22 protein-coding genes are annotated in these 22,247 nt (G+C 58.9%); 6 read left to right on the plus strand and 16 right to left on the minus strand.

The genetic code is table 11. From position 1 onward, the window contains the following. Nucleotides 1-59: 59 nt before the first annotated feature. The 7 genes from AC2FIZ_RS19170 to AC2FIZ_RS19200 all read right to left on the minus strand — a co-directional run bounded on the left by AC2FIZ_RS19170 (nucleotide 60) and on the right by AC2FIZ_RS19200 (nucleotide 8,338). The gene (locus AC2FIZ_RS19170) at nucleotides 60-2,753 is read right to left on the minus strand and encodes a DUF2339 domain-containing protein (RefSeq protein ID WP_496791479.1); all 2,694 of its coding nucleotides are present in this window, start codon (nucleotides 2,751-2,753) and stop codon (nucleotides 60-62) included. A 95-nt stretch (nucleotides 2,754-2,848) separates the two neighbouring features. Then, nucleotides 2,849-3,328 carry a DUF2269 family protein gene (locus AC2FIZ_RS19175; RefSeq protein WP_282027840.1) on the minus strand — a complete coding sequence of 160 codons (480 nt, stop codon included), beginning with the start codon at nucleotides 3,326-3,328 and terminating at the stop codon, nucleotides 2,849-2,851. Then, a complete protein-coding gene (locus AC2FIZ_RS19180) occupies nucleotides 3,328-4,635 on the minus strand; it encodes an SDR family oxidoreductase (RefSeq protein WP_496751141.1) in 1,308 nt (435 codons plus the stop codon). The genes AC2FIZ_RS19175 and AC2FIZ_RS19180 overlap by 1 nt, the downstream gene beginning before the upstream one ends. 91 nt (nucleotides 4,636-4,726) lie before the next feature. Beyond that, a complete protein-coding gene (locus AC2FIZ_RS19185; RefSeq protein WP_281973820.1) occupies nucleotides 4,727-5,437 on the minus strand; it encodes a VIT1/CCC1 transporter family protein in 711 nt (236 codons plus the stop codon). A 54-nt stretch (nucleotides 5,438-5,491) separates the two neighbouring features. Beyond that, nucleotides 5,492-6,481: a YcjF family protein gene (locus tag AC2FIZ_RS19190; RefSeq protein WP_496791480.1), complete on the minus strand. Its 990-nt coding sequence runs from the start codon at nucleotides 6,479-6,481 to the stop codon at nucleotides 5,492-5,494. Next, a complete protein-coding gene (locus AC2FIZ_RS19195) occupies nucleotides 6,474-6,929 on the minus strand; it encodes a GNAT family N-acetyltransferase (protein ID WP_496791482.1) in 456 nt (151 codons plus the stop codon). Before AC2FIZ_RS19195 ends, AC2FIZ_RS19190 begins: the two co-directional genes overlap by 8 nt. Further along, entirely contained in the window at nucleotides 6,926-8,338 is a 1,413-nt protein-coding gene (locus AC2FIZ_RS19200; protein ID WP_281973823.1) for a YcjX family GTP-binding protein, read from the minus strand. Before AC2FIZ_RS19200 ends, AC2FIZ_RS19195 begins: the two co-directional genes overlap by 4 nt. Before the next feature lie 108 nt (nucleotides 8,339-8,446). Between AC2FIZ_RS19200 and truA the strand changes: the two genes are divergently transcribed. Continuing rightward, nucleotides 8,447-9,214 (plus strand): tRNA pseudouridine(38-40) synthase TruA, encoded by a 768-nt coding sequence (truA, locus tag AC2FIZ_RS19205; protein ID WP_496690483.1) that lies wholly within the window; start codon nucleotides 8,447-8,449, stop codon nucleotides 9,212-9,214. On the opposite strand, the gene AC2FIZ_RS19210 is transcribed toward truA, so the two are convergent. The 5 genes from AC2FIZ_RS19210 to AC2FIZ_RS19230 form a co-directional block, all read right to left on the minus strand. Then, complete coding sequence (locus AC2FIZ_RS19210) at nucleotides 9,211-10,113, minus strand: nickel/cobalt transporter (protein ID WP_496679194.1); 903 nt, start codon at nucleotides 10,111-10,113, stop codon at nucleotides 9,211-9,213. The two genes, truA and AC2FIZ_RS19210, sit on opposite strands and share 4 nt — an antisense overlap. Beyond that, complete coding sequence (locus AC2FIZ_RS19215) at nucleotides 10,098-10,745, minus strand: DUF1007 family protein (protein WP_142640130.1); 648 nt, start codon at nucleotides 10,743-10,745, stop codon at nucleotides 10,098-10,100. Before AC2FIZ_RS19215 ends, AC2FIZ_RS19210 begins: the two co-directional genes overlap by 16 nt. Before the next feature lie 73 nt (nucleotides 10,746-10,818). Beyond that, nucleotides 10,819-11,607, minus strand: coding sequence for a thioesterase family protein (locus AC2FIZ_RS19220; protein WP_142640128.1), 789 nt, complete (start codon nucleotides 11,605-11,607; stop codon nucleotides 10,819-10,821). A 26-nt stretch (nucleotides 11,608-11,633) separates the two neighbouring features. Next, entirely contained in the window at nucleotides 11,634-12,869 is a 1,236-nt protein-coding gene (locus AC2FIZ_RS19225) for an acyl-CoA dehydrogenase family protein (RefSeq protein WP_281973827.1), read from the minus strand. 189 nt (nucleotides 12,870-13,058) lie between these two features. Further along, on the minus strand, nucleotides 13,059-13,415 hold the full coding sequence (locus AC2FIZ_RS19230; RefSeq protein ID WP_281973828.1) for a hypothetical protein: 357 nt from the start codon (nucleotides 13,413-13,415) through the stop codon (nucleotides 13,059-13,061). Between the two features lie 174 nt (nucleotides 13,416-13,589). Between AC2FIZ_RS19230 and AC2FIZ_RS19235 the strand changes: the two genes are divergently transcribed. The 3 genes from AC2FIZ_RS19235 (at nucleotide 13,590) to AC2FIZ_RS19245 (ending at nucleotide 15,866) form a co-directional block, all read left to right on the plus strand. Further along, nucleotides 13,590-14,423: a bifunctional allantoicase/(S)-ureidoglycine aminohydrolase gene (locus tag AC2FIZ_RS19235; RefSeq protein WP_142640122.1), complete on the plus strand. Its 834-nt coding sequence runs from the start codon at nucleotides 13,590-13,592 to the stop codon at nucleotides 14,421-14,423. Between the two features lie 81 nt (nucleotides 14,424-14,504). Next, nucleotides 14,505-14,825, plus strand: a complete 321-nt coding sequence (locus AC2FIZ_RS19240) for a hypothetical protein (protein ID WP_142640120.1) — start codon at nucleotides 14,505-14,507, stop codon at nucleotides 14,823-14,825. Nucleotides 14,826-14,879: 54 nt separating this feature from the next. Next, nucleotides 14,880-15,866 carry a type I glyceraldehyde-3-phosphate dehydrogenase gene (locus AC2FIZ_RS19245; protein WP_281996059.1) on the plus strand — a complete coding sequence of 329 codons (987 nt, stop codon included), beginning with the start codon at nucleotides 14,880-14,882 and terminating at the stop codon, nucleotides 15,864-15,866. A 40-nt stretch (nucleotides 15,867-15,906) separates the two neighbouring features. Here AC2FIZ_RS19245 and AC2FIZ_RS19250 read toward each other — a convergent pair whose 3' ends face one another. From AC2FIZ_RS19250 to puuE, 3 genes are all read right to left on the minus strand, one after another. Next, nucleotides 15,907-17,334 (minus strand): nucleobase:cation symporter-2 family protein, encoded by a 1,428-nt coding sequence (locus AC2FIZ_RS19250; protein ID WP_142640116.1) that lies wholly within the window; start codon nucleotides 17,332-17,334, stop codon nucleotides 15,907-15,909. A gap of 63 nt (nucleotides 17,335-17,397) precedes the next feature. Continuing rightward, complete coding sequence (locus AC2FIZ_RS19255) at nucleotides 17,398-17,880, minus strand: ureidoglycolate lyase (protein ID WP_281996058.1); 483 nt, start codon at nucleotides 17,878-17,880, stop codon at nucleotides 17,398-17,400. Then, a complete protein-coding gene (puuE, locus tag AC2FIZ_RS19260) occupies nucleotides 17,877-19,295 on the minus strand; it encodes an allantoinase PuuE (RefSeq protein ID WP_281996057.1) in 1,419 nt (472 codons plus the stop codon). The genes AC2FIZ_RS19255 and puuE overlap by 4 nt, the downstream gene beginning before the upstream one ends. Before the next feature lie 209 nt (nucleotides 19,296-19,504). Between puuE and uraH the strand changes: the two genes are divergently transcribed. Beyond that, entirely contained in the window at nucleotides 19,505-19,861 is a 357-nt protein-coding gene (gene uraH, locus AC2FIZ_RS19265; protein ID WP_142640109.1) for a hydroxyisourate hydrolase, read from the plus strand. Nucleotides 19,862-20,002: 141 nt separating this feature from the next. Here the strand turns inward: uraH and AC2FIZ_RS19270 are convergent, their stop codons facing one another. Continuing rightward, on the minus strand, nucleotides 20,003-20,923 hold the full coding sequence (locus AC2FIZ_RS19270) for a LysR family transcriptional regulator (protein WP_142640107.1): 921 nt from the start codon (nucleotides 20,921-20,923) through the stop codon (nucleotides 20,003-20,005). Between the two features lie 96 nt (nucleotides 20,924-21,019). Between AC2FIZ_RS19270 and AC2FIZ_RS19275 the strand changes: the two genes are divergently transcribed. Continuing rightward, on the plus strand, nucleotides 21,020-22,243 hold the full coding sequence (locus tag AC2FIZ_RS19275; protein ID WP_281973832.1) for a urate hydroxylase PuuD: 1,224 nt from the start codon (nucleotides 21,020-21,022) through the stop codon (nucleotides 22,241-22,243). The last annotated feature ends 4 nt before the right edge of the window (nucleotides 22,244-22,247 follow it).

Genomic DNA, 22,247 nt, shown 5'->3' on the forward strand with positions numbered 1-22,247 from the left:
TAATTCGAATAATGATGGCCAGACGGGCATACATGGCCGCGCTTATAGGACGCTCACAGCTAATGGTCCAGAGGTTCCGCCTCTTGTGGCGATTGGCGCAGCTTTGCCCAGCGATTCAGCCACGCCAAACCGGCCAGTGCAAGCCCCAGCGCCAGCAGCGAAAAGACCCGGATTAGGCCGCCCAGCCCGGCGATGTCGATCAGAAATACCTTAGCCACGGCCAGTCCGATCACAGCCAGCCCCGCTTTGCGCAACAGGTCGGACCGACGGGCCAAAGATTGATAAAACAGCGCCGCGCCTGCAATCAAAAGGGCCAAGGTATAGGTGTAAAGCTCTGGTTGGCTGACCCCAGCCCCGACATACATGCCACCGGGACCCTGCCAGAAATGACGAATAGAAGCACCCAGCCAATATGCTGCAAGCGCACCCGCAAGACCGAAACAGCCCTGCCGCAACCAAACCGGCATCTGTTCAATGCGCCAGGCTGACATGGCAAGGACCCCGGCAGGAAGAAGGTAGGCTATGGCAAGCGTGTTCATCAGCGCAGGCCCCAACACGGGATCACTGTGCACATAAAGAACGGGATTCGCCTCGGTCAGCGCTTGCGCAAGTCGGAACAGGGCATGGGCGGCAAAGAACGCCGCCAGCCCATAGCGGACATAGTTCAACGGCCCGCCCAAATCGAACCGCCGTATCTGTGCCGCCGCCAACAGCAGCCAGATCACTGCCATCAGGCCCAACCCCCAATGGCTATCCTCCATCCCGCCTTGACCGAACCCTTCCAGCCATCGCAGCAGCAGCAATGACAGCAATATCCCCGCGGTTGCCCAGGCTGCGCTTTCCAGCAGCAAGATTGCAACGGGGCGGTTCAATCCCCGGATCAGGCCCCAGGCGAGAACATATCCAAGGGTGGCGGCGCCATAGACCAACGTCATTTCACCGACCGGCACCGTATTGGCCCAGTACAGGCCCGGGTTCAGGATCAGCCGCACAGTCACCGTGAAGACCCCGGCCCAGATAAACCAACTGAGCTGAGGCAGGTTGAACCGACGATCCAGCGCGGCAGCGGCTACAACGGTCACAACCAACGCAATCGTCAAGGCGCCAGAACTCAGCACGATGACACAGGCAAATGCAAGACAGGACAGCGCGGATAACGTGGCCAGCGCAGGACGTATACGTTGTTCACCATCCATGCGCGCATAGCGTTCGGCAAAGACCACCATCAAGGCACCCAGAGCCATTGCGTGCAGCCCCCAGAAATACGCGCCCAAAACCTCGGCCGGGCGCCAAGCGATCTCAAGAGCGATGGCAAGTATAGGTGCGGTTATTACCGCCCCAGCCGCCCAGACCACGCCATGGCGCCCCTGCTGCATCGACCGCCACGCCGCCGCAACCGAAAGGGCTGCACTCAGTGCCACAAGCAATGTCACGACAAAGGGAAAATCCGCCTCGGGGGTTTCGGCATAGGTCTCAGCAAAACGCTGTGCGACTTTGCCCCGATCCCACCCCTGGAGAAATACGAGCCAGACAAGGCCAACAATCGGGAAAACACTGATGTCCTGAAGTGCCCTCGCCCCGCTTGTCCAAACGATCATCGCAAAGGCCAGACCAGCCAAAAGCGTCAGGCTCAACCAGAACTCACCGGCGGAATCCGGCCAGTGCAGCGCCAGGATGGCCGAGCTGACCGCAACTGCACCAAATGCCAGACGCGTCGGAAACTCGGGCCATGCCTCGCCGCTTTGGCGTCGGGTCATTTCGCTGACCATCGGGCCGGTGTGATCAGGCCAAATTCGCCGGACCGGAATCGCAATAGTGATGAGCGCAAAGGCGGTGATGCAGGTCAGATAGCCCGGCTCTGTCATCGGTTCCGACAGGACCAGCAGCAGACACGAAGAATAACCTCCGACCAGTGTCAGAACCGAAATCCACGCCCATCGGCGGACGGTGTCTATGCCCAGGCCCAGAACCGTTATGGTCAGGAAGTAGCCATATAACCAGTTCGGATCATCCGAAGAGCCACCGACCAAGAATGGGGAGGCAAAGGCACCTGTCAGTCCGACAGCTGCCAATAGCGGACCATGGAACCAGCCCAAAACCAACCCGACAGATGCAACGCCAATCATGGCGACAAGCGCAAATTCAGGGCCGATCAAGCCATATAGTTGCCGCGCCGCCAGAACGCCGCCAAACAGTGTGACCAGCCCCGCGCCTGAGAACACCGAGGGCAAATAGGCGCTCGCGGAGTCCACGCCATCGCCATAGCGCCTGCGAATGACCTCTCCGCTGACAATCAGCGCCGCGCCAAACAGCAATGCGGCAACGACACGTGCCGACGGCGGCAGTAACCCGTTCTCGACGCCGTATTGCACCAAAAAAATTCCCGCCAGTGCCAGCGACAGTGCCGAAACGACATAGAACCAGTTTTCCTGCAGCCATTCCTGCAGCAACGCGAAACGGTCAGAGCTGAAAACCAGTGCTTCTTGAGGAGATTGCGGGGGGATTGGCTGTTCGGTCTCAGGTTGGTCGGCTATCGGCCACACTGGAGGCGCTTTGGCCGGAATAGTCTGCGCCTTGGACTCGGGCTCTGTCGCGAGTTCTGGTTCAGTATTGGTGCCATGTTTCAGTGACAGGATGTCCGCCTCTAACTGGACGACCCGCCGCCGCAACCGAACCTGACTGACAAGCAGCAGCACAATGGTCAAAGGAATAGCCAGCGCAACCAACGCAAGAAGGACCAGAAGGGATTCCAACCTGTTTCTCCTATCAAGTTCTCTGCAGGCTAACCTGATGCATCAGGTAGAAACAGTCCGGAATACCGTCCTGCATACCGCGACACGGCCTGAAATCAAAACAGGTCTATTGAAGGGCGGGAAACCATCAGCCAGACTATGGCCAAAACGGCCAGAAATGCGGGGATCCCACATGCAAACCAAAGCCGGAACAATATGAAATACGAACGCGGCAAAGCAGCATCGCGATCTGCCGCCTCTTGCGCGAAGTTCCGCATCTTTATCTGCATCCAGACGACCGGCAGCCAGAAGACACCGGTCAGGACATACAGCAATAGTGACAGCAGCACCCACCCTTCGACCAGTGACCAGCCCAATCTGAAGGCCAGCAAGCCACCTGAAATTGGCTGCAAAACAACGGCGGTTGTGGTGAACAGCATATCGGCCAGCACCACGATTGCCGCCGTCTGGGCGATGAAACGCGGGTCGCGTGACCGATGGGCTATCAGCATGAAGAATGCGATTCCGGCCCCGGTTCCCAACAAGACGCAGGCCCCGATCACATGAAACCAGCGCAAGATCAGATCCGGGTCCATCATCGGCTTTTCACCATTGGCAGTGCGACCAGAGACAACATGATCGCGGGCATGACCTTAACAAGCGGTCCAAGCGGGTCGAGCCACAAGGCAGGAGCCGTAATTGAGGCCGCCAATAGGTAGAAAACCGCCACACAAAGTTGAGCGATGCAGGCGCGTTCTGCCCATGGTCGCCAAAGGATCGCAAGCCCCAGAAAGATATCGACACATGACCAGAACAGCACGCTGGCCACAGCGGCACCACTGGTCCAGCCTGCGACGGTTAGGACTTGTGTGGCTTGCGGCAGGCTCAGCAATCCGAAAACACCTGAGAGAACCCAGAAAAGGCTGAGCACCGCAACCGTCAACGGCATCAGCAACGACATCCGTGCAGCCAACCTGTGTTCGCGGGAACAGGCCATGCTGCGATAAATCTCGGGCATCGAACCCATGGATTCGCCTGTCACCCTGCGAAAAGGGGCCGGGTCGCCAAGAACTCCGGTAGCCATGACCGTCATTGCGTTGCTGCGAAGGGGCGAACGCCACCCCAAGCGCCCAAGTTGATCGGCGCAACCGGCGGCGAACTTAGCAACCACAGCCGGTGCCGTTATCCGAACACGTGCCTTAGAGAACCCCATCCAATGGCGGGTTTCGTCCAGAACCTCGGACAGCGAATGAGCCTGATCCTCGACCAGATCATAGGTACCCTGTGGCAACGTCTCATCAATGGCCGCCGCCACGGCGCTGCACAAATCGGCCATTCCAACACATTGAACCAGCGTCTGCGGATAGGCGATCGGTTGCACAAGCGGAATTGCGGCCAGCATGCGCAACAAGGTCGTTCCACCATAGTCAGTCTGTCCGATCACAAGGCCCGGCCTTAGAATCCACAGCGGCACACCACTGGCCTGCAAGGCGGCATCCCCGGAGGCTTTAGTGCGCATGAATTCCGTGTCTGCCTCTGGGCTGCTTCCGGTTGCAGAAATCTGAACCAAAGCAATCTCGCGCGCGGCGCAGGCCTGCCCGAGGGCGGCAATCGCAGTGTGATGCACCGCCTCAAGATCGTCCTTTGGTCCGTCCTGCAACGCCCCGGCGCAGTTCACGATACAATCAAAACCTGACAGAATTTCCCGCCAATCGTGTGGGTTCGTGAGCTGGCGCAAATCTCCCTGAGCCAAAGACATCCCTGGCAGGATTTTCTCACCCAGGTTTGTATCGCGCACAAGGCCGCATACATTGGCACCTCGATCCGAAAGAGACCGCATCATCGCCGCGCCGATAAACCCATAAGCGCCTAGAACAAGTATATTTTTCCCAGAACCTTGCATCGGGCACCTAACCTGCTGAAGTTGCGCCCCAACCTAGCGGGTCGAGCGGCAGCCGTCTGCGGCACCGGGCAAACTGCGACAATTCCGACCGCTAGGGGTGAAACAGTGAACCGACGAAATAGGCGATTGCGGCAGCGGCCCCACCAATCAGCAGCGTTTCGATCCCTGACCGCCACCACGGAGCCAGCGACCAGCGGCTTTTGAGGGCACCAATGGCAAAGAAAACACCCATCGTCATCCAGGCCGAAGCAGCAAATGCCCGGTCCACCGAAAACAGAAACGGCAAAAGCGGAACCATGCCGGCCACAAGAAAGGCAAAAAACGTCGCCACCGCAGCTTTGCGCGGATGCGGATCGACGCTGCCCAGGCCATATTCTCCCTCGATCATCAGGTCGATCCAGTTGTCATGGTTTTCCGTGATCGCATCGGTGGCTTCGTCCAGCACACGGCCCGACAGTCCTTTCTGGGCTAAAATCTCGCGCACCTCGTTCCGTTCACCATCGGGGTAAAGATGTATATGACGCTCCTCGATCGCGCGAATGCGCCGGATGTTATCCAGTTCAGCCTTGGTGCCCGAGTAATTCCCCGCCGCCATCGAAAACCCGTCAGCCAGCACATTGGCCAGCCCCAGCGCTATGATGATGAACGGTGACAGCCCCGCCCCGGCGACGCCCGCAACGATGGCAAAAGTGGTGACTGATCCATCGATCCCGCCGTAAACCACATCACGCAAAACGCCACGCCCCGGCGGCGCGTTGATACGTGCCGCGATTTCTTGCTGGCTGTGTCCATGGTCTGTCATACGTGCCTCCTGCTTTGTTATGATGCGCGGCTGGCAGGAACGCTTTGTCTCAGGTCAAGTTTTCAAAAACAGCCCCGCCAGCGCACGCTTGATCATCGACCGGGTCGAGGGCTTGTGACGGTCCGAGAACGGTAAAGGACGGCAGACCTCCATCGCGGCCACGCCGACGCGCGCGCTAAGCGCCCCGTTAACCAGGCCTTCGCCAAACCGCCGCGACAGTTTGCTCAGGACAGACCCACCCAGCACCGGTTCAAGCAAGTCGTCGCCCATTGCCACCGCGCCGGTTGCGACCAGATGCACAAAGACCGCCCGGGTCAGGCGCCAGCTGCCCAGAAAACCGGCCCTTCCACCATAGATCTCAGCTATGCGCCGGATCATTCGCAACGAGGCTGCCAAAGCCGTCGCCACATCCGCAAGAGCCAAAGGAACCAGAGCGGTCACCGTCGCGACCTGACGCGCTGCGGCCTCGACTTCTCGACTGGCCGCGGCATCCAGAGGGGCCAGCAGCTCGTCCTCGGCCAGAGCCATCAGATCCGAGGCATCGAAAGGCTCGGCGATACGTTCGGCCAGCCTATCGCGGCCCCATCGAACGTCCTCGCGCCCGTTGTAAAATGCCAACAACCGGTTGGTTACGGCGCGGGCTTGCGTCAGATCCGCCTCTGCCAACGCGGTGTCTGCGGCGCGACGGATTCCATCAACACGCGAAAGCCGCCCGATCGCGGCAAGTTCTCGCAAAGCGATGATCAGGGCAACCAGCAGCAACGCGCCAATCAGGCCAGTTACGACCCATCCCAAAACCGGCGCGCGCAACAGCAAAGCGGTCACAAAATCCCATGCCGCCACCGAGACAACCGCGCCGATGACCGCCGCCGCCAGTCCCCAGAACCAGCGTGACAGGGCCGACGGTTTCCGTGCAGCCAGACGCGCGGCGGCCTGCATCGCCTTCCCCTGTGGTTCGCCCGCATCCGGAACGGGCGGTGCCAAAGCGACATCCGCAACAGGTTCCTCGGGATCAAGATCGATCAGAACTGGACCCTTAGCCATCAGAAGCCCTTTCTCTGTTCCAGACAAATTTGATGTCCGGCAGGTTTTCGTCATTATCGGCCCCGTCACCGCGGGCAATCTCTGCAAATCCGTTGCGCTCGTAGAATCTTCGCGCGCCATGGTTGGCCTGAAAGGCGAACAGGGACAGCTTTTGTCGGCCAGATTTCGCCTGATCCAACAGGCGCTGCCCGATGCCCTGATTGCGCGCTGACGGACGCAGGTAAAGCGAATGGACCTCTGAACCATTCAATGCCAGAAAACCAACTACACCATCCTCGTTTTCAGCAACGGTGATCCAGTCGCGATCAATCATCACGCCGCAAAAGGCGATGGTTTCGGCACAGGAATGCAGCTCTGGCATCCACTCATTTTCACAAGCAAAACCATGCAGGATTTTCCCCGTCGCGCCAGCATCCGTGCTGCGCGCAGGGCGGAGCGTTACGGTCATAGCCGGTCTCCGATCAGGAACTGGGCCGCGCGATCAAGCCGGATATGGGGCGGGCCGTCACCCGATCGCAGAGTCAGGTTCGCAGGCGCAAAACTCATGAACCCATAGTCTTCGCCCAGCCAGCTTTCTGCTCCGCTGCGGGCTGCCCCCAACAAATGAGCCGGGTCTTCGGGCAACTCACCGGGGTAGAAGGCCGCCTGCTTGCCATCAAGCAAAGTGCCCCGCACGCAGGCAAGCGGCACTCCTTCATGGGTTCGCATCTCTTCGGTTGTTGCCCGCAAAGCCGCCAGTGACACAGCCGAGGTCTCGGCCCCGGCAAAACTGGCGCGGTCACGGGCGTCGCGTGTCAACGCCTCCATGATGCTGGTCAGACGTGGATGCTGCAGGTGGTGCAAATGATCGGCCTTGGTGGCGGCAAACAAAATGCGCTCGACCCGTTTGCCCAGAAGATACTGGCTGAGCCACGCGTTGCGCCCCGGACGGAAGGCCGACAGGATATCTCCCATCGCCAGGCGCATATCCTCAACCGCTTTCGGCCCTTTGTGAATCGCACCCAGCGCGTCGACCAGAACAACCTGTCGATCGATCCGGGCAAAATGTTCGCGAAAGAACGGTTTGACCACGCGCAATTTATAGGCTTCGTAGCGCCGCGCCATTTCGCGGTGCAGGCTGTTACGGGTGGCGACCCCTTCGACTGGCAGCGGCGCGAAGGTCAGAACCGGTGATCCCGCCAGATCACCCGGCAACAGGAACCGCCCCGGCGTACAATCGTAAAACCCGGCATCGCGCGCCGTGTTCAGATAGCCCGAGAACGCCTGCGCCAAAGATTGCGCCACCGGCTCATCATGTTTTGCCTCTGGCGCGACCGCTTTGGCCTGCGCCAGAAACTCTTGTGCCTCGGCCCGCTCTGTGATGCGGTTCAGCGTTTCGGTTGACCAGTCGTCATATGATTTGTCCAGCAGGGCCAAGTCCAGCAACCATTCGCCCGGATAATCTACAATATCCAGATGCACGGTTCGCGGCCCCTTCAGGCCAGACAGCAGACCGGCAGGGCGAACCTTGAACGACAGGCGCAACTCGGACACGGCGCGGGTGCTTTCGGGCCAATGCGGGTTTGGCCCGGTCAGCGCAGCAAGATGGTTTTCATAGTCGAACCGGGGCACGGTATCATCCGGCTGCGGCTGAAGGTAAGCTGCGTTGATCCGTCCCTCATGCTGCGCAACAAGGCCCGGCATTCGCCCACGGTCCAGCAGATTTGCAACAAGCGAGGTGATGAACACCGTTTTGCCCGAACGCGCCAACCCGGTGACACCAAGGCGGATGACCGGCTCGAACAGAGCTTCGGAAACGCTGTCGCCCACGGATTCCATGCCGCGCACAAGACTGTCTGCCATAGATGAGATGACCAAGCCGTCGCCCCGCTTTTATCGTTTCGCTCAAGATAGGTAGCCACCGTCCGACATGCCAGCGCTTTCCGGCCCCTTGCCCGCCGCCGCGCAGCACGGTACCAGCAGCCCATGCCCAGATACGCGTTGAAAGTCGAATATCACGGAAAGCCGTTTGCCGGGTGGCAAAGGCAGAAAGATCAGCCCTCGGTTCAGGGGGCGATCGAAGAGGCATTGTCGCGGATACAACCCGGGGACCACACGATCGCTGCGGCGGGTCGCACCGATGCCGGTGTCCACGCGCTAGGACAGGTCGCCCATTGCGACCTGATCAAGGAATGGGACCCTTTCCGACTGTCCGAAGCGTTGAACTATCACCTCAAGCCGCAACCAGTGGCCATCGTGAAAGCCGCACGGGTGGACGATGACTGGCATGCACGGTTCTCGGCGCTTGAACGGCAATATCTGTTTCGCATCCTGATGCGCCGCGCGCCTGCAACCCATGACGCGGGGCAGGTTTGGCAAGTCAGTCACCCGTTGGATATTGATGCGATGCAGGCCGCGGCGGACATGCTGATCGGACGGCATGATTTCACCACGTTCCGGTCCACGATCTGTCAGGCGGCCAGCCCGGTCAAGACGCTGGATGAGTTGCGGGTGGAACAGGTGCAGGGCTTTTCAGGCCCCGAGGTTCATTTCCACGTCCGGGCACGGTCGTTCCTGCACAATCAGGTGCGCAGCTTTGTCGGCACGCTGGAACGTGTCGGCGCCGGGTCCTGGACGCCCGAAGATGTGCGCGAAGCGCTGCACGCTGAGAATCGCGCCGCCTGCGGGCCGGTTTGCCCGCCACAGGGGCTGTATCTTGCGCGGGTCGGCTATCCGAACCCGGTGTTCGACTAAAGCGCGCGCAGTAAAAGGCCACCAGCTATCACCGCAATCAGCAACCCGGCGACCAGTTCGATGGTTGGGGCCAGCACCTGTGCAAACCGCGTCGCTGAGGCCGAGGCCAGCATCCCCCCGCGCAGACCGAATGAGGTCCACCCGACCAGAGTGGTGACAGTCGCAGTGCCCAGCGCCATGCAGAACGCCCCGGCGATGCCAACGATGGCGATGCCCATCTGCCAGGTCAGGATCAACACAAACAGCGCCCCGGTACAGGGGCGTGCGGCGATTCCAGCGATCAGCAACGCCGCCTCGCGCAGGCTACCGACCTGCGCCACCTCATCCGCGGACGGACCATGCCGGTGGCCGCAATCCGAACAGGTTTCGTGGTCGTGGTGATGATGATTTGCACCGTGATCCCGGCTGCGTTTGGCAAAGCTGCGCAAGGCGCGAAACACTAGCCAAAGCCCGATCGCAGTGATCGCCCCATAGCTGACTGGGGCCATGATTTGCTCCGTTGTGTCGACCAGTCTTTCCCGAGACATCTGGAACACCAGCACACCGGCATAGACCAGAACAATCGCGGTTACGGCCTGTCCAAGGCTGGACAACACACTGATCGCTGAAAGCCGCCAGAACGCCACACGCCGGCCAAGCCCATAGCCACCGATCAGGACTTTGCCATGCCCAGGACCGATGGCGTGGAAGAACCCGTAAGCGAAGCACACCGTCAACAAAGTCATGACCGCCTGAGGTTGTTCGGCGCGGGCAGCGCGCAGAGACCGCGCAATCTGGTTCTGAAATGCACGCTGTTCACCGGCAGCCCATGCCGCAAGTTGGTCAAACCCGCCGCTGAACCAGAACCAGAGCAGAACTCCGACCGCCAGAACAAACGGGACAATCAGGTATTTGGACATGAAATTCGGATCTCGGTTGCAAAGTTTTCGCCCACCATCGGGATGTCATTTTCCTCAAGGTCGTAATTGGCATCCAGCGTCAGCAGAAACGCCTGCATTTGGGCAAGCTGTCCGTCGACATCCGGCTCGACGCGGTCAATCTGGCAGGTCTTACTCCCCGAAACCGTCACCGGGCGCGTCAGGTCATATGCGGTATAATATGTCTCATCAAACGCCTTCGCCGATAAGGCGGTGGCCGGTACAGGCCCACCTTCGACACTGCGCAGATGCGAGGTCACGATGCGCCCGTCCTCCATCAATGCTTTCGGCTCCAGTGGGCCAGAAAGCGGCAATACCTCAGACTCGGACCAGACGACCAGATCACCGTTATAGCCTTGATCCCACTGTGCATCGAACCCGGACAGATGATCCTGTTCACTTTTGCTGAGGATACCGTCGCCATCCTGATCCAGCTTCATGTCCTCGAGGACAAGCAAAGAGTAAAACTCGTCATAGGCCCAGGTCACACGGACATGGGTCAGCTGCCCCGAAGCGTCCACGACGAATTCCAGCCCCGTGTCGATAAAGACATGCGGGTGCGTCATCGCCGGGATCGGCAAACAGCAGGTCACTAGGGTCACAAGCCAGCGCATGGGCGAAAGATAGGGTGTCGGCCTGCGCCCGGCAATCCCATTTGGGCCGGGCGCGCAGAAGCTGGCCGATGGCTCAGGCAGGTGGGAACAACACAAGGGTCTGCAGGGCTGTTCCAACCGGCCCTTGGGTGTCATACAAAACCGATTGCGACATGCCGATACCCGAGGGTTGCCAATGGCAGACAGACTCGGAGGCCAGCCAATCCGAGACCGGCTCGCGGTGCACTTGAACCGTCAGATCGGTATTCATGAACCCCATCTCGGTTGTGGGGGCATTCCACGAAATGCCATTGCCGCAATCAGCCAGTGGACACAGCGCCTGAATCGGAGATTGCACCTCGTCCCCAAGCAGCGGAGGCGTGCGCATCCAGATCGTTTTGGGACCGACGCCCTGATTTCCACCCTTGGGATAGAGGACATCGGAATAGGTCGCGAACCCAGGAAGATCGTGCCGAATTTCGCCGATGGGAAATGGGCCGTCCACCGAGTCCGCCAGTTGCGGAGATGAGAGAGCGACATTGGGAACCGGGCCAAGGTCGCGGCGGGCAAGGTGCATAGTTGTGGCTACGGCACATAAAGTGTTGTCCAGATCGTGCACAGTAACCCGAGTGGTCGCCAGCGTTCTGGTGTGCCGCGTCGTCTCGGCCGCAACCCGCAACCCGGACAGGGGCAGCGGGCGCAGCAGATCGACCGTCAGCCGGGTCAGCATCTTGTCCGGACCAATTTCAGATTCCGCCGCGCGCACGATCAGACCGCTGACCGGACCAGCATGGCAATGTTCGGCAGACCACGGACCCCGCGCCGGGTCATTGCCGACAAAAACCCCATCCGCGCGAAGTCTGAAATAAGGCAACCTGGACATGTCAGATTTCAAGACCACTTGGGACCTCAGACCTTTTCCTGTGTATGCTTTTTCAGCTCGGTCCGTGCGACCTGACGACGATGCACCGCGTCCGGCCCATCGGCCAGCCGCAGGGTCCGTACATGCGTCCATGCGGTCGCCAGCGGCGTGTCCTGACTTACCCCTTGCCCGCCATACATCTGAACCGCCTCATCAATCACCTTCAATGCGACCCGAGGTGCCACGACCTTGATCTGGCTGATCCACGGGGCCGCCGCGCGCGCATCGCCCTGATCCATGTACCAAGCAGCCTTGAGGCAAAGTAGCCGGGCCATTTCGATCTCCATCCGGCATTCGGCTATGATATCGAAATTCGCCCCAAGCTGCGCCAGCTTCTTGCCAAATGCTTCGCGTTGCAGCGACCGTTTGCACATCTGCTCCAGGGCCATCTCTGCTTGCCCAATAGCGCGCATACAGTGGTGAATACGTCCCGGCCCCAATCGACCCTGAGCGATCTCGAACCCACGCCCTTCGCCCAGCAGGATATTCTCGGCAGGCACCCGGACATTGGTAAAGCGAATATGCATATGCCCGTGCGGCGCATCATCATGGCCGTAGACTTCCATCGGGCGCAGCACTTCGATCCCCGGCGTTCCCGCTGGCACCACGATCATCGACTGCCGTTTGTGAACAGGCAGGTCATCACCGCCAGTCCGGACCATGACGATATAGACCTTGCACCGCGGATCACCGGCGCCTGAGGCCCACCATTTCTCGCCATTCAGAACGTAGGATTCGCCGTCCGGCACACAGGACATCGAAACATTGGTGGCATCGGAAGAGGCGACATCCGGTTCGGTCATCAGATAGGCCGAACGGATTTGCCCATCGAGCAGCGGCTTGAGCCACTCTTGCTTCATCTTTTCGGACCCGTACCGCTCGAATACTTCCATGTTGCCCGTATCTGGGGCCGAACAGTTGAAGATTTCGGCACCCAGCGGGGTCTTTCCCATTTCTTCAGCAAAAAAGGCGTATTCCACAGTTGTCAAACCCAGCCCTTTTTCACTGTCAGTCAGCCAGAAGTTCCACAATCCCGCCGCCTTGGCCTTGGCTTTCAACCCTTCAAGGATATCCGCCTGCCGGTGGGTATATTGCCAGCGGTCACCTTTGTTGATTTCAGCATGGAACTCTTCTTCCAGCGGCATGACTTCATTTCGGATCATCTCTGTTACGCGGGTCAGCAGTTCGCGGTTTTCCTCGCGCAGGCCGAATGACATGTTCATGAGTTTTCTCCTCCGCCCCGACACGCGGGCATTACCTTTGGGCCGAGAATGACTTAGCCACCGTCATGATGTCCAGTTGGGTGACGAGACGTCACCCACCCCATATGAGATTAAACGGGTGCAGTAACCGGAGACTGGCGACCGTAGAGCCGTCAATAACCTGCGTCGCGCGCGGGTGTAGCAACCCAATTAGGGTGTGAAAATCCAGTTACCATTGGCATCCTGGCACCTGCGGGTTCTGATCTCACGGGTCTGCTCGGAACTCGGAGGTCGGATAAAATGCTGCAGATGCACGCAATTATCGCGGACCTCGCGCACACGGACGGTGCCCTTGGCCCCGGTCTTGGTGCTGATCCATTCACTTTCGGCACCAACCTGCGGCAAACCACTGCCCAGCATGGTGTCTGTGGTTGCACTCAGCAATGTGAAATCATCCGGGCTCAACCCCGACTCTGCGATGATGCGAGACAGCGGTTTCGCGCTGCCGGCAACACCAATGCTCAGTACCAGAACACCTGCAACTAATAGTGATCCCCAAATTCTCATACCGCCTCGCAATTCTGCAACCAATTTACATTCAAGGATATACCCGGGAAGGCACAGGGCCAAGCCCTAGTCTGCAACCTTCAAATTATCCCGAAGAAACCTATTGCAACTCTGACGCTAGGCCATGCCGAGCGTCCCTCGCATAGTGCACGAAACACGAACCAGAGGCATTTGATGGCACACCCGACTTATTATGCGCCCCATGGCGGACACCCCGGACAGGACACCCTGTTAACTGATCGCGCCATGTTCACCGAGGCCTATGCCGTTATACCCAAGGGTACGATGCGCGACATCGTCACCAGCTATCTGCCCTTCTGGGAAGACACCCGCCTGTGGGTTCTGGCACGTCCCCTTAGCGGGTTCGCCGAAACCTTTTCGCAATACATCATGGAGGTCCAGCCCGGTGGCGGTAGCGATACGCCCGAAACGGACCCCGCAGCGCAGGCGGTGTTGTTCGTTGTCGAAGGGGCGGTCACATTGACGCTTGAGGGAAGTATTCACGTTTTGGAAACTGGTGGATATGCCTATATCCCCGCTGGTTCCAAATGGGCGTTGCGCAACCATACGGAGCAGCCAGCGCGGTTTCATTGGGTTCGAAAGGCTTATGAGGCAGTGCCCGGCCTGCCCAAGCCGGACCCGATCATCACCAATGAACAAGAGGTCGCCCCGATCGAAATGCCGGGCACCGAGGGTCGCTGGGCCACAACACGTTTCGCGGATCCGCAAGACCTGCGCCACGATATGCATGTCAACATCGTGACTTTTGAACCCGGTGGCGTGATCCCATTTGCCGAAACGCATGTGATGGAGCACGGGCTGTACGTGCTGGAAGGAAAAGCCGTCTACCGGCTGAATCAGGACTGGGTCGAGGTCGAAGCCGGAGACTTTATGTGGCTGCGGGCCTTTTGCCCTCAGGCCTGTTATGCGGGCGGTCCCGGGCGGTTCCGATATCTGCTATACAAAGATGTGAACCGCCAGATGCCTCTTTCACCAGGCGGGCGCTAGGATAAATTCGGCCTTGGCGGGACTGGGCAAGCGCGGTAATCTGGTGGAATAACAAACGGTTTTAGTTCAGGAGATTGTACGATGGCACTGCGCAATGTAACGCTGGCACTGGCGGCTGCAATCGGCCTGACGGCCCTGGATGTGACCCCTGCAACCGCCAAAGAGACAAATACCGTCAACGTCATGAGCCGCACCTGGGCCATTACCCAGGTTTCGGAAGCTCCGGTCGTATACCGTGCCACACGTGATAACAACAATCTCAACCCATTCGGCCCCCCGCCCCGGCTGCGCACTATTCAGGCCATCGCGGCTATTCAGCAGGCAACCGGGTGCAAGCCGATTGTGGCCAGCATGTACCAGAACATCTCGGGCCAGTTCTTTTCACAGGTCAGCTGTAACTGACCCGGACAGGAAACTGGCATTGAGGTTGATCCAAGCCACTGCCATAGCTTGCGCATGAAACTCGCAATTAACGGATTCGGCCGCATCGGCCGCACGATTTTGCGGCAGCTTCTGGCGATGCCGCTCGGTCACGACATCGAACTGGTGCTGATCAACGATATCGCACCGCTAGAGACCTGCGCCTATCTGTTCAAGTACGACAGCACTTTTGGGCCTTATCCGGGCAAAGTGGAACAGGGAACTGCACAACTGGTTGTCGATGGGCACGCTATTTCTGTTACACACAGCCCCAACCTAAGCCGGGTTGATCTGTCCGGTGTAGATGTCCTGATGGACTGCACCGGCGTTGCCCGGACATCGGATGTTGCCAGTCAGGGCCTGACCGCAGGGGCAAGGAAAGTACTGATTTCCGGCCCATCGCCTGCGACCGAGGCCACAATCGTTCTGGGTGCAAATGAGGATCTGCTGGGCAATGCGCGGATCGTGTCAAATGCCTCTTGCACCACCAACGGGCTGGCTCCGCTGGTCAAGGTTCTGGACGGGATCGCTGGTGTTGCGTCGGGCCATATGACCACCATCCACTGCTACACCAACAGCCAGCCGATGATCGACGCTCCGCGTGGTGATCTGGCACGGTCACGCGCCGGAGCGCTGTCGATGGTCCCGACCACCACCAGCGCTATGCACTTGATAGACGAAGTCCTGCCCCATCTGGCCGGGCGCATCTCGGGCGCGGCGGTCAGGGTGCCTACGGCAAGCGTTTCCGCGGTTGATCTGATTGTGACGCTGAAGCGCGGCCTGAGCGCCTGCGATTTTGAAGCCGCCCTACGCGCAGCCGTTGCAGAGTCTCCCGTTCTGGGTTGGACGGATGAGCCGCTGGTGTCGTCCGATTTGCGGACGCGGCCGGAATCTCTGATCATCGCAGGGCCAGAAACCCGGCAGATCGGCGAAACTCAGGTTCGTGTTTTTGGCTGGTATGACAATGAATGGGGGTTTTCAGCCCGCATGCTGGATGTCGCTCGTATGATGGCCGACACATAGGCGGACCGCGACCTAACGCGATCCGCCGATTTTCATTTGGTTACTTGCCGGGAAGGCTGCCCGACCCGTGCCCCGACATGCCGCCCGAAACTTCTTCGGTTGCCTCATCGGCCAACTCATCCGGCAGGATCAGATTCAGCACGATGGCGATCAGAGCCGCAGGCAGCAGCCCGCTTTTCATCAGGATGCCCAGAGTATCGGGCAAGTGTTGCACCGCACCCGGCTCGAGCTGGAGGCCGAACCCGATTGACAGCGCGATGGCAAAGATCACCATGTTGCGCCGATTCCAATCCACATCGGACAACATCGAAACACCCGCGGCGACAACCATCCCGAACATGACGATGACGCCACCGCCCAGTACTTCGATCGGAACGGTGCGGATGATCGCGCCAACCTTGGGCACCAGGCCGCACAGGATCAGAAACAAGGCGCCGATGGTGACGACATTTCGGCTCATGACGCCGGTCATTGCGATCAGCCCGACATTCTGGCTGAACGACGTGTTGGGTAAGCCGCCGAACACGCCCGCCAGGGCCGAGCCGAAGCCGTCAGCATAGGTTGCACCGGTGATTTCCTTGTCCGTGGCTTCGCGCCCGGCTCCGCCTTTGGTCACACCCGACACATCCCCCACCGTCTCAACTGCCGAAACAAAGGCCATTAGACAGAACCCGATTATGGCGGCGAATGAGAACTCGAACCCATACTTGAAGGGCACAGGCAGGGCGAAAGTTGCAGCGCGGCTCCAGCTTGTTCCGATTGCCTCAAACGTGATCATGCCAACCATCAGGGCATAGACATACCCAACCGCAAGACCAATCAGAACGGCGGAAACCGAAAGCATTCCGCGGGTAAAGAACTTCAGCCCCAGCGTTACCACAACCACGACCAAAGCAGCCGACCAGTTCAGCGCCGAGCCGTATTCAGGCGTTCCAATGGCCGGAACCCCTCCGGCGGCGTATTGAATGCCGACCTTGACCAACGCCAGACCAATCATTGTCACCACAAGACCTGTGACCAGAGGTGGCAAGGCAAAACGGATCTTGCCAATCACCGTGCCCAGCAGGGCATGGAACACCCCACCGATAATGACACCGCCAAATAATGCGGCCAGACCATCGACGCCTTTGCCAGCAACCAGCGGGATCATGATCGGCAGAAACGCAAAGCTGGTGCCCTGAACAATAGGCAAAGCCGCTCCTACCGGGCCAATCGTCACCGTTTGCAGCAAGGTCGCGACGCCGGCAAACAGCATCGACATCTGGATCAGGTACAGCAGTTCGGGAAAATCGGGGGAGTTCGAACCGAACCCGAACCCGGCGGCCCCTGCAACGATGATCGCAGGCGTCACGTTCGAAACGAACATCGCCAGAACATGTTGAATGCCCAGCGGAACTGCCTTGTGCAGCGCCGGGGTATAATTTGGATCCCGAAGCTGTTCGGGTGTCCCTATTGAAGTGTCAGCCATGAGTTACTGTCCTCTCTGTCAGATTCACGGGGGTCTTACCGCTTATGCTGCGGCTTCATTTGGCTACGACACCACCTGAAAAGGGGTATCGAACCAGTATTCTTCCAGGTTGGGCCCATCGCCGATCCGATCAACAACGGCGAACAATCCAGGGCCATGCAATGGTGTCAAAACGCCGTGCCACGTCCCACGATGATAATTCACCGCCTGACCGGGCCGGGTGACAAAGGCACACGGCTCGCCCGGCTGCCCGTCAACATCTGGTGCTACAACGACCAGAAAGGGTTGATGGGTCATGGGAACAAAGGCCTGACTGCCATCAGGATGCCGTTCAACCATATCCAACTGGTACGGCAGGGTTCGGGGGTTGGCGTTGAACAGGCTGATCCCGGCGCGGCCGCCCGCGAAATCAAGGGCCGCCCGGTCATGAAAACGCCCGCACTGGCCCTGGTTGATGATCTTGTCCGGGTCGCCCGATGCCTCGATCACATCTCCGAACGGGGCAAAAGCGTCAGGCGTTAAAGGAACAGTCCGGATCTGTTTCATGAAGGCAGCACATCCCTCAGGCGGAATTCGGCAATACGCTCGACCTGTCGGCAGGCCTCGGCGAATTCGGTTTCCCGGTCCTGATCTATCCGCCGCTGAAACGCCTGCTGGATAGAGGCTTTGTCATGATCACGCACAGCAATAATGAAGGGAAATCCGAACTTGTCGGTATAGCGCCTATTCAGATCGGTGAAGGCATCGCGTTCGGCATCCGTCAACGCATCCAGCCCCGCCGAGGATTGTTCCGCCGTGCTTTCCTGCGTCAGTCGCTTGGCCTGTGCCAGCTTGCCTGCCAGATCCGGGTGCGCGGTCAGCACGCCCAACCGCTCCTCATCCGAGGCCGAACGGAACATGCGCGTCAATGCGTTGTGCAACCCGCCGGCAGTATCGTGAGCCGCGCCGAGTTCCAGCCCATGGGCGCGCTCTGCAATCCACGCCGAATGTTCGAAGATCCCGCCATAAGCGGCTACGAAAGCGTCCCGCGCCATTTCTGACGGCTTTGGACCTGAAACAGGCGGGTGCTGCGCTGCCCAATGCTGGGCGATCTGCAGACGGGTCGCGAACCAGACATCCGCGTGCCCACGCGCATAATCCAGAAACCGTTTCAGCGCCATGACCCGACCTGGACGACCGATCAGGCGGCAATGCAGACCAATCGACAACATCTTGGGCGCACCGGCTTCACCCTCGGAATAAAGCGCGTCGAAACTGTCTTTGAGATAGGAATAGAACTGATCGCCCGAATTGAAACCTTGCGGCGTTGCAAAGCGCATATCGTTACAATCGAGCGTATATGGTACGATCAACTGGTCCCGGCCAGAGACCTGCATCCAATAGGGCAGATCATCCGCATAGGTGTCCGCCACATAGGCAAAGCCCCCCTCTTCGGCCACCAGACGCACGGTGTTCTCGGAACACCGGCCGGTATACCAACCATAGGGACGTTCCCCCACGACCTCGGTATGCAGGCGGATGGCCTCTTCTATTTGAGCGCGCTCTTCCGCCTCAGACATATCCTTGTGTTCGACCCATTTCAGGCCGTGACTTGCGATCTCCCAACCTGCGTCTTTCATGGCGGCAACCTGATCGGGCGACCGTGCCAGCGCCGACGCAACACCGTAAACGGTTATGGGCAAGTCCTTCATCAAGCGGTGCAGACGCCAGAACCCTGCCCGCGACCCATATTCATAGATCGATTCCATGTTCCAATGACGCTGGTCTGGCCATTGCGCTGCGCCGACAATCTCGGACAGAAAGGCCTCGGACGCGGCATCACCGTGAAGCACGCAGTTCTCGCCACCCTCTTCGTAGTTCAGCACAATCTGAACGGCCAGATTTGCTCCGCCAGGCCACTGGGCGTTTGGCGGGTTGGCTCCGTATCCGATCATGTCACGGGGATAGCGAGGGGGCTGCATGAATGTTCCGTCTCAGTTGTGTTACACTACCTACGCTTTACCGCAGAATTGGAAGCAGTATTATCAAATCAATCCGAACGCTGTTTCCTTTTCTTTCGGCATTCCCAAAGTCTCGGGTTTCACCCCAGACTGCGTCAAACAATACTCGATTGCAGTTTGCGGTTTTCAACAACCACTCGTTGCGGTGATCGGAATATGAGGAGAAACGCGTGGCAGGATACCTGACAACCCATGTTCTGGACACCGCCAAAGGCTGTCCCGCAGAGGGGCTGAAAATTGCTCTGTACGCGATTACCCAGGACGGACGCCACAAACTGGCTGAGATGCTGACCAATGCAGACGGGCGAACAGACAGCCCAATACTACCGCAAGCAAACTTTGAAACCGGGGAATATGAACTTGTTTTCAGCGCGGGTGACTATCTGCGCGCCTCTGGCCAGGCGGATGACGAACCGCTGTTCCTGGATGAGATTCCAATCAGGTTTGGTATGTCTGAAGCAGACGCCCACTATCATGTGCCGCTCTTGCTTTCGCCATACAGCTACTCCACGTATCGTGGCAGCTAACTGACCGGGCGAACCTCCCACCCGTCGATCGCCCCTGCCGGGCCTCCTCCTGTTGAGCCGGGCGCCGCACCTGTTGGGCGCGGCGCGGATAGTGACGGTTACAGCTCTTCGAGAAAATTTACGCGCGGCCGGGAGCCTTTGCTAACCGTTGATGTCCGAGTTTTGCACAACCTTGCCAATTCGCGCGATCATGAAATCCATGAACAAACGCGCCTTGGGATCCTGGTGACGTCGATGGGTATAGAGACACGCCATCTGAACAGAGACAGGAGGTGTCTCCTTCGCAACCACCACCAGACGTCCTGCCTTGAGATGTTCCGCTGCCTCAAACACAGGTTTCATCGCGATCCCCTGCCCTGACAACGCCCAATCGGTCAAAACATCTCCGTCATCGCATTCAAACCGGCCCGACACGGCATAACGTTTTGGCCCGTCTGGAGTTTCCAGCATCCACTGAAACTCCGCAGCGCCGGGATACCGCAGGTTAAGACACTCGTGCTTGTCGGACACAAGATCGGCTCCGTTTTGCGGCATCCCCCTGCGTTTTACATAGTCCGGTGCGGCACACAGAACCCGCGCGCAATCCGCGATCTTGCGAATACGCAGGGTGCTGTCCTCGGGCTGACCAATGAAAAAGGCCAGATCCAATCCTTCGGTCGTCAGGTCCACTGACCTGTCGGTCAGGCGCAATCGCACATCAATTTCGGGGTATTCCGAGAGAAAATCCGGCACATGTGGGGCTAATAACCTGCGCCCGACGCCCAAAGGCGCGGCTACGAACAGTGACCCGCGGGGGGCTTCGGTCAGGTGAACAACCTGCGCCTCGGCTTCATCTACGGCATCCAGGACCGCAACCGCTCCGGGGTAAAACGCACGTCCCTGCTCGGTCGGGCTGAGGTTACGTGTAGTCCGCTGAAACAGACGCACGCCCAAATGATCCTCAAGCTGCGATATTCGCGCCGAAGTCACCGCCGGTGAAACACGCAAATCCCTCCCGGCAGCAGACATGCTGCCCAGATCATAGACACGAACGAAGGTGCGAATATTGTCGAGATAGGACATCTTATCGTTTTTTTTGATACAGTTTGACAATATACGGGAATACCGAAGAAAAGCCAGTTTGCCTAGGGTGACTATAACCTACTGGAGAGAACTCTCATGTTTGAATTCGCCGTGTTCTGGGATTGGATGGCATTTGCTGTGCGCTGGCTGCACGTAATCACTGCTATCGCCTGGATCGGATCATCCTTTTACTTCATCGCTCTGGACCTTGGCCTGAACCGGGATATCCCCGGCCCCGCCGACGGGGAAGAATGGCAGGTACATGGCGGCGGCTTTTACCATATTCAGAAATACCTCGTCGCACCCGAGCGGATGCCGGATCATCTGACCTGGTTCAAATGGGAAAGCTATGCCACCTGGCTTAGCGGAGCTGCGCTGTTGATGATCGTCTACTGGGTTGGTGGAGAGCTTTATCTGATTGATGCCCAAAAGGCCGATCTGGCGCTGTGGCAGGGCATTCTGATCTCGGCTGCCTCGTTGACTATGGGCTGGCTTATCTACGACTTCCTGTGCAAATCCGGTCTGGGTGAGCGCCCAACATTACTGATGGTGCTGCTGTTTGTCCTGCTGGTGGTGATGGGCTGGGGGTACAACCAGATATTCACCGGGCGCGCGATGATGCTGCATCTGGGCGCATTCACCGCCACGATCATGACAGCGAATGTATTCTTCATCATCATGCCGAACCAGCGCATCGTCGTAGACGACCTTAAGAATGGCCGCACCCCGGACCCGAAATACGGCAAGATCGCCAAGTTGCGTTCGACTCATAACAACTATCTGACCTTGCCTGTGGTTTTCCTGATGCTTTCGAACCACTACCCGCTGGCCTTTGCCACCCAATACAACTGGATCATTGCGGCGCTGGTATTTCTGATGGGTGTCACAATCCGTCACTACTTCAATACACGCCACGCCCGCGCCGGTGATCCGACCTGGACGTGGCTGGTGACCGCTCTGCTATTCATCGCCATCATGTGGCTGTCCACCGCGCCTATGTACAAACCTCTGGAGGAGGCCGAGGCGCAGCCGCTCACCGCTTTTGAGCAGAAATACGCTGAAGCAGACGGGTTCGAACAGGCACATGATGTCGTTCTGGGGCGCTGTTCCATGTGCCATGCGCGCGAACCGGTTTGGGACGGCATCCTGTGGGCGCCAAAGGGCATTCTTCTGGAAACCCAAGGTGACATCGCCCGCAATGCGAAACAGATTTACCTGCAGGCCGGTGTCAGTCACGCCATGCCACCCGCAAATGTCACCTATATGGAACCGGAAGATCGCGCGGCGATCATTCGCTGGTTCCGCAATGCTGGCCTTTGAACTG

The sequence above is a fragment of the Ruegeria sp. CDSB022 genome, from assembly GCF_059611145.1.